The organism is Leifsonia sp. SIMBA_070 (genome assembly GCF_046534635.1).
In the GTDB taxonomy this organism is placed as follows: domain Bacteria; phylum Actinomycetota; class Actinomycetes; order Actinomycetales; family Microbacteriaceae; genus Leifsonia.
The window spans coordinates 1-260 of the sequence record NZ_JAWRYK010000470.1 but is presented as its reverse complement, the minus strand read 5'-3'; the positions used below and the strand labels follow the sequence as shown (position 1 = coordinate 260).

Genomic DNA, 260 nt, shown 5'->3' with positions numbered 1-260 from the left:
ATACGATGCGGCGCCGAGTCCGGCCCGCCGCCCGAACACCAGCAGGTCGGAGAGGGAGTTGCCACCCAGGCGATTCGAGCCATGCATACCGCCCGAGCATTCACCGGCCGCGAACAAGCCCGGGACGCGCGCGGCCCCGGTGTCCGGATCGACCTCGATGCCGCCCATCACGTAGTGACAGGTCGGGCCCACCTCCATGGGTTCGGCCGTGATGTCGACATCGGCGAGCTCCTTGAACTGGTGATGCATCGACGGCAGCC

Annotated in this window: 1 protein-coding gene; it reads right to left on the bottom strand. The window is 68.1% G+C overall.

Going from position 1 to position 260, the window contains the following annotated elements:
• A partial coding sequence (locus tag SB754_RS21105) for an FAD-binding protein (RefSeq protein WP_410784297.1) occupies positions 1–260 on the bottom strand: 260 nt, incomplete at both ends.